Below are 6,466 nucleotides of genomic sequence, written 5' to 3'. Positions count from 1 at the left end.
GCAGCAGCGTCGGCCCGAACAGCAGCCACGCTCGGGCCCCGCCGGGGCCGGGCGGGGGGGGGGGGGGGGGGGGGGGGGGGCCGGGCCCCCCCCCCCCCCCCCCCCCGGCGCCCCCCCCCCCCCCCCCCCCCCCCCCCCCGCCTCTCGTTGGCCGACACCCGACACCAAAGCGTGCGGTAGCCGACTGTGACCAGGTCATCACGCAAAGCACACTCCTCCCCGACACGTCCCTGTCGAGTGGAGGAACCATGCGTCTCCGAACGTTCGTCACCGCCGCGCTGGCCGCCGTCCTGGCCGCCAGCGCGCTCGCACCACCGGCGCCGGCCGCCGCCGCCACCGCCGACCGCTGGGGCTTCGCGTACGTCAAGGACCCCACCGTGGCGGTCTGGACCGTGCTGGACACCAGCCGGCAGTGGGGTAGCTGGAAGACGGCGTTCCCGGCCGCCTGGGCCGACGGCGTCAAGCTCGCGCCCGGTCGCTTCCAGGTGCGCTTCCCGCAGGTGGGCGCCGGCGCGCGGGGCGTGCCCCACGTGACGCCGGTGAACCGGACCGGGCACTACTGCGAGGTGGTCCGCTGGTTCCAGTCCGGCACCGACGAGATCGTCGACGTGCAGTGCCACCGGCCCGGCGGCACCCGCGAGGACACCCCGTTCACCGTGCTCTGGACGACCAGCTCGGGCGTCGTGGCGGCCGGCACCTCCCACGCGTACGTGCAGTGGACCAGCGGCGTGCTGGCGCAGTCGTACAACTCGACGGGCGCGGTGAACACCGCCGGGCCGGTGGGCGTCGGGCAGTACCTGGTGCGGCTGCCCGCTGTCGGACTGGCCGGCGTGCTCGCCGGTGACGTGCAGGTCACCGCCGTACAGCCGAACGCCGGACCCCGCCGCTGCAAGGTCAACTCCTGGAGCGCGGTCGGGACCGGGGTGCAGGTCTACGTGTTCTGTTACGACCAGGCCGGGGCCGCCGTCAACACCGACTTCGTCCTCTCGTACCACCGTCGCCGGCCGGTGATCGGCTCCCTCGGCCCGCCGTCGTACTTCGGTTACCTGGGTACCGCCGTGGGCGGGCCCACCAACGACAACTCGGTGCTCGGCGTCGGTGCGAACACCGTCGCGGCGATCGCGCCCGCCGGCCGCTACCTCGCGACGTTTCCGCAGATCGGTCTCAAGGAGACGCACGCGCAGGTGGTGGCGCAGGGCACCGGCAACAACTACTGCCACCTGACCCAACCGTGGACGTACACCACCAACGCCGACGTCGACGTGATCTGCTTCGACAACGCCGGCGTCGTCACCCCGCACCGCTTCCTGGCCACCTTCACCTCCCGGCTCTGACCGCACGCGACAAGTCCCGCCCACGGTCTGATCTGGTGATCGGACCGTGGGCGGGACCAGGTGCCGCGGTGGTCAGCCGAAGCAGTTGGGTACGGGTGGTGCGCTGGGCGTGCAGTTGGTGGGTCGGTTGCCGCTGATGGCCGACTTGTCGTCCACGGTGACCTGACCACCGTCGTTGAACACCCCGCCCGGCGCCACGACGGAGACGTTCTCCGTGACCTTGGTCTGGGTGAGGGTGAGGGTGGCGTTGTTGTAGATTCCGCCGCCGCGTGAGTTCGTGCCGAACGCCTTGTTGCGGCTGACGAGGGTGCGCCGCAGCACGACCACACCGCTGCCGTTGTAGACGCCGCCGCCGTTCTCGATGGTGCTTCTCGTGCTGGCGGCGTTCTCACTGATCTGGCTGTCCTCGGCCACGAACTGGCCGATCTGGTTGAACACACCGCCGCCGCGTTGGCCGGCGTCGTTACGAAGGATCTTGCCGTGCTGGAGCTGGAAGGTGCCGTCGGTGAAGATGCCGCCGCCCTCGCTACCGGCCGTGTTCTCGGTGACCTCGATGTTCCTGGCCGTGGTGGTGCCGTTGATCCCGGTGCGGATGCCACCGCCGCGGAAGCCGGCGCTGTTGTGGTGCACGCGGACGTCGTCGAGCACGGCGACGCTGGAGTTCGACAGGCCGCCGCCCGCGCCGCCGATCGGCAGGATGACGACGGTCCCGATCGTGCTGTTGTCGCTGAGCCTGGTGTTCCGCACCGTGAGGTTGCCGTTGTTGTAGACGCCACCGCCGTCGAACAACGCGCCGTTGTCGCTGATCCGGCTCTCGTCGTCGCCGTACCGCTCCCGGTCCTTGCCGTCCTTGCCGTCCTTGTCATTGCCACCGTGGTCGCCGCGGCCGAGGATCCTGGTGTCGCCGAAGTTGGCGATCCCACCGCCGGTGCCGTTGGAGTGGTTGAAGACGACGTCGATGTTCTCCAGGGTGGCCCGACCGCCGACGTCGACGCGGATGCCACCACCGCCACCGCCGATCCCGCTGGTGTCGTCGCCGCCCTTGATGGTGGCGTCGCGCAGTTTCAGGTCACCGCCGGCCCCCACCTCGAGGATCCGGAACGGCGTCGCGGCGGCCGCCCGGACGATCGTGGAACCGTTGCCGTCGATCGTGATCGGCTGGGTGACGATGGGAAGGCCGACGGGGCCGAACGGCACGGGCGGCTGGGGCGCGGACGCGGTGAGCGTGTAGGTGCACCCCTTGGCGAGCCGGAGCTTCGCCCCGTTGCCGGCGTTCGCGCGGACGATCGCCGCGATCAGCTCGTTGGCGCCGCACGGCACGTCCCAGGCGTCCCGGCCGCCACCGCTCCAGTCGTCGTCCCCGCGCTCCTTGTCGCCCCCGTGCTCCTTGTCGCGACCGCCCGGATCGTGCTTGCCGCTGTCGTCGTCCGCCGCCCGGCTGCTGCCGGCGAGGACCTGTTTCCCGAGCAGTCCTCCGCCCGCTCCGAGCGCTCCGGTCAGGCCTCCGGGCACGCCGACGGCCGCCAGACCGGCGACCCCGGTCAGTCCGGCCACCCCGGCGACGAGCCAGCGGGCCCGGCGCCTCTTGGCCGGACGTGGCTGGTCTGCCGCCGCATCGCTGACGTTCGGGTGTCGATGGTTGGACATATCTGGCCCTTCTCCGTACACCGTGTCTCTGCACGCCACAGTCGGCGCAGACAGCGACAAATCGGTTGTCGCTCCCACGGGGAACGTAGCCGAGTCGAACTCACATCAACCGGACTTATACGAAGAAGTCCTACGTTCGACGCAGGAGTGCGCATGACGGCCCCTTGCCTCCGCCACGCCGAAAGGTTATCCTCTAACATGTTAGTCGGTAACTTTAAGGGGTCGTAGCCGATGCCAGCGGGTACGGGTCGCTGGCGATCGGCCTCGCCGGCTGCGGGTTCGGCGTCGGCGCCGTGATGGCCACCTCCCTGGAGGCGGCGGTCGGTTCGGTTGGTGACGACGACGCCGGCAGCGGCTCGGCGGTGGTCAACACGTTGCGGCAGGTCGGTAGCGCCGTGGCGGTGGCCGCGATGGGCAGCGTGCTCTCCGGCGTCTACCAGCGGGACCTTGATCCGGAGCTCGGCGGTCTCCCGTCCACAGCGGCCGACGCGGCCAGGGAGTCGGTGTTCGGCGCGGCCGCCGTCGCCGAGAAGCTCGGACCAACCGGTTCCGCGCTGTTGCGCTCCGCCCAACTGGCGTACGTCGATGGAATGTCGGCGGTCATGTGGTGCTGCTTCGGACTCGCCGTGGTCGGCGCCGCGCTCTGCCTGGCCCTCCTGCCGAAACGCGAATCGTTCGCATCGGTGACACCGCACCGGCCGGGTGCCGGGTGAGTGGCATCGCGCAGAGCGGCGGTTAGGCTGCCACGGTATTCAGACGAATCCGCAGAATGAGGCCCCTGTGAGCAGTGCCGATGCTTCCCGGGCACCGGGATCCGACTGGCGCCGCGAGAAGAGAGAACGCACGCGCCGGCAGCTTCAGCAGAATGCCATGCGGCTGTTCCTGGAGAAGGGTTTCGACGCCACCACTGTCGAGGAGATCGCCGCCGCCAGCGGCGTCTCGCACATGACGTTCTTCCGCTACTTTCCCACCAAGGAGGACGCGGCACTCGAGGACGGCTACGACCCGATGATCGCCGACCTGATCGCCGAGCGTCCGGCCGACGAGCCCGCCATCGACAAGATCCGGCACGCTCTCACGCACGGGCTCAACCAGCTGTACGACAGCGAACGCGAGGTGCTGCTGTCCCGGATGCGACTGGTCTACCAGACGCCGGCGCTGCGGGCCGGCACCGGACAGCGACGCGACGCCGACCAGCAACTGCTCATCAAGGCGCTGGCGCCGACCGCCAGCGGATCCCGGGACAGGCTGCGCCTGCGGGTTCTGGTCGCGGCCGCGCTGGCGGCCACCACGGAGGCCATCCGTTACTGGGCGGAGAGCAACGGCGCCGACGACCTGCGCCACCTCATCAACGAGGCCTTCGACGCGCTGCGCGCGGAGGTGACCCAGGGCGCTTCGGGCGACGAACCCCGCACCGACGCCGCCGCGCCGCGATCGCGGTGAACGGCCGGGACCGGCTGGGACTGGTCGTCACTCGGCGAGCAGGTGCTTCTGCACCTTGCCCATCGCATTTCGGGGCAGCGTGTCGAGAAACCTGATCTGGCGCGGCCGTTTGTGGACGGACAGCGTCCGCGCCACGAAGTCGACGAGCTCGGCCGCGCTCACCTGGTCCGCGACGACGAAGGCGGTGACCTCCTGGCCGAGGTCGTCGTTCGGCGTGCCGACGACCGCGGCCTCGCGAACACCCGGGTGGGCCAACAGCGCATCCTCAACCTCACCAGCGCCGATCCGGTAACCACCGCTCTTGATCAGGTCGGTCGACCGACGACCGACCAGTCGATGCACACCATCGGGCGACACGCTCGCGATGTCCCCGGTGCGGAACCACCCGTCCCCGTCGAGCAGCCGGGCGGTCACGTCGGGCTTGCCCAGGTAACCGTCGAAGAGCATCGGTCCGCGAACCCACAGCTCCCCGATGGCCGTCCCGTCGGCGGGTACCGGCCGCCCGTCCTCGTCGAGCACCCGCGTCTCCGCGCCCGGCACGGGAGTGCCGACCATGCCGGGCCGACGGTGCGGGTCATCGGCGCGATTGCTCAACGTGATCAACGTTTCGGTCATGCCGTAACGCTCGACCGGCTGGTGACCGGTGAGCTGGCGCATCCGCTCGAACGACGGCGCGGGCAGGGCAGCGCTGCCGGAGACCAGCAGCCGCGCCGAACTGAGGCGCGCGGCGGCCGTCGGCTGGGCGCAGATCCGCGACCACACCGTCGGCACTCCGAAGTAGAGGGTGCCGCCCGCCTCGGCGTACGCCTCGGGCGTCGGCCGTCCGGTGTGGTGCAGCCGGCAGCCCACCCGCAGCGCGCCGAGCACGCCGAGGACGAGACCGTGGACGTGGAACAGGGGCAGACCGTGCACCAGGAGGTCGTCAGGGGTCCAGGCCCAGGCGTCGGCGAGCGCGTCGATGCCGGCCTCGACGGCACGGTGCGACAGGACCGCCCCCTTGGGCGCTCCCGTGGTGCCGCTCGTGTACATGATCAGAGCAGTGCGTTCGGGGGCCGGCGTCGGGTGCCGGGTGTCCGAGGTACGGCCCAGGTCGACCCGACGGACACCGATCCGCGCAGGTTCGTCCCCGGTGCCGCCGAGCAGCAGTGTCGCGCCGGAATCGCGCAGGATGTGCGCCCTCTCCCGAGGACCGGAGTCGGGCGGCACCGGGACGACGGCGGCTCCACCGAGCAGCGCGCCCACCATCCCCACCACGGTCTCGGCGGTCGCGCTGGCGTGCACGGCGACGACCGGTTCGCCGCGCAGGTCGTCTGCCACCGCGGCGGCGCATCCCCGCAGGCGCTCGGCGGACATCGTCACCGGCCCGAGGCGGATCAGATCATCGACGGTCGGGCTGGAGCGGTCGAGACCGTCGAGCAGGCGCATGGACCGAGGCTACGCCGAATGTCACGCGTACCTGACCGTCAGTATCTCCGGGGCTCACCCGGCGAGCGCGACGCAGCGGACGGACGTCGGTCGCGGCGGTGCGAGCAGTCCGCCCCCGACCGGCGGCGGGCGGGTCAGAGCCGGCGGAGCCGCTCGCGGAGCCAGCCGCGGTCGGGGTTCACCACGGCCTGAGCGTCGAACACGACCGTGGGCACCGTCTCGTTGCCGCCGGTGATCGCCCGAACGGCCGCGGCACCCGCCGGGTCGTGCCATATGTCGACCCAGTGTGCCTGCCGAGCGAGCCGGCCAAGTGAGAAGCGGAGCTGGAGGCAGTAACGGCAGCCGGGGCGCCAGTACACGATCGGCAGCCCGTCCGCCGCGCTGGCCCGCTGCGCTTCGGCGGCCCCCATCGAGCGGGGGAAGGCCCACGGCGACACCCCGAACGCCACCGCCAGAAAGATCAGAAACTCGACACCGCCGACCACTGGCGACCCGGCGGCCAGTTGCGAAGCCAGGACCAGCACGCCGAAGGTCGCCGTCAACACCGTCAGGGCCCACCGCCGCACCACGCTGGGGACACTACCGTCGACGGACCGGCTGCGCCCGCGCCACCCCGG

Annotated in this window: 6 protein-coding genes; 3 read left to right on the top strand and 3 right to left on the bottom strand. The window is 71.3% G+C overall.

Going from position 1 to position 6,466, the window contains the following annotated elements; translation table 11 throughout:
• The first annotated feature begins 248 nt into the window (after positions 1-248).
• The gene (locus ACIBTX_RS31915) at positions 249-1,334 is read left to right on the top strand and encodes a hypothetical protein (RefSeq protein ID WP_396833384.1); all 1,086 of its coding nucleotides are present in this window, start codon (positions 249-251) and stop codon (positions 1,332-1,334) included.
• Between the two features lie 72 nt (positions 1,335-1,406).
• Here ACIBTX_RS31915 and ACIBTX_RS31910 read toward each other — a convergent pair whose 3' ends face one another.
• Positions 1,407-2,981 (bottom strand): hypothetical protein, encoded by a 1,575-nt coding sequence (locus ACIBTX_RS31910; protein ID WP_396833383.1) that lies wholly within the window; start codon positions 2,979-2,981, stop codon positions 1,407-1,409.
• Positions 2,982-3,277: 296 nt separating this feature from the next.
• Here ACIBTX_RS31910 and ACIBTX_RS31905 point away from each other — a divergent pair, with 296 nt between their 5' ends.
• Positions 3,278-3,694 (top strand): hypothetical protein, encoded by a 417-nt coding sequence (locus ACIBTX_RS31905; protein WP_396833382.1) that lies wholly within the window; start codon positions 3,278-3,280, stop codon positions 3,692-3,694.
• Between the two features lie 157 nt (positions 3,695-3,851).
• Positions 3,852-4,424 carry a TetR family transcriptional regulator gene (locus tag ACIBTX_RS31900; protein WP_357125422.1) on the top strand — a complete coding sequence of 191 codons (573 nt, stop codon included), beginning with the start codon at positions 3,852-3,854 and terminating at the stop codon, positions 4,422-4,424.
• Between the two features lie 27 nt (positions 4,425-4,451).
• On the opposite strand, the gene ACIBTX_RS31895 is transcribed toward ACIBTX_RS31900, so the two are convergent.
• Entirely contained in the window at positions 4,452-5,849 is a 1,398-nt protein-coding gene (locus tag ACIBTX_RS31895) for an acyl-CoA synthetase (protein WP_396833381.1), read from the bottom strand.
• 134 nt (positions 5,850-5,983) lie between these two features.
• Entirely contained in the window at positions 5,984-6,418 is a 435-nt protein-coding gene (locus ACIBTX_RS31890; RefSeq protein ID WP_396833380.1) for a glutaredoxin domain-containing protein, read from the bottom strand.
• Positions 6,419-6,466 lie beyond the last annotated feature (48 nt).

The organism is Micromonospora sp. NPDC049359, assembly GCF_044466585.1.
Classification (GTDB): domain Bacteria; phylum Actinomycetota; class Actinomycetes; order Mycobacteriales; family Micromonosporaceae; genus Micromonospora.
The sequence above is the reverse complement of the archived record's forward strand: the minus strand, read 5'-3'. Positions and strand labels throughout refer to the sequence as shown.

Coding starts and splice junctions, on each gene's coding strand:
- ACIBTX_RS31915 (WP_396833384.1), top strand. CDS start 249: ATGCGTCTCCGAACGTTCGTCACCGCCGCGCTGGCCGCCGTCCTGGCC.
- ACIBTX_RS31910 (WP_396833383.1), bottom strand. CDS start 2,981: ATGTCCAACCATCGACACCCGAACGTCAGCGATGCGGCGGCAGACCAG.
- ACIBTX_RS31905 (WP_396833382.1), top strand. CDS start 3,278: ATGGCCACCTCCCTGGAGGCGGCGGTCGGTTCGGTTGGTGACGACGAC.
- ACIBTX_RS31900 (WP_357125422.1), top strand. CDS start 3,852: ATGCGGCTGTTCCTGGAGAAGGGTTTCGACGCCACCACTGTCGAGGAG.
- ACIBTX_RS31895 (WP_396833381.1), bottom strand. CDS start 5,849: ATGCGCCTGCTCGACGGTCTCGACCGCTCCAGCCCGACCGTCGATGAT.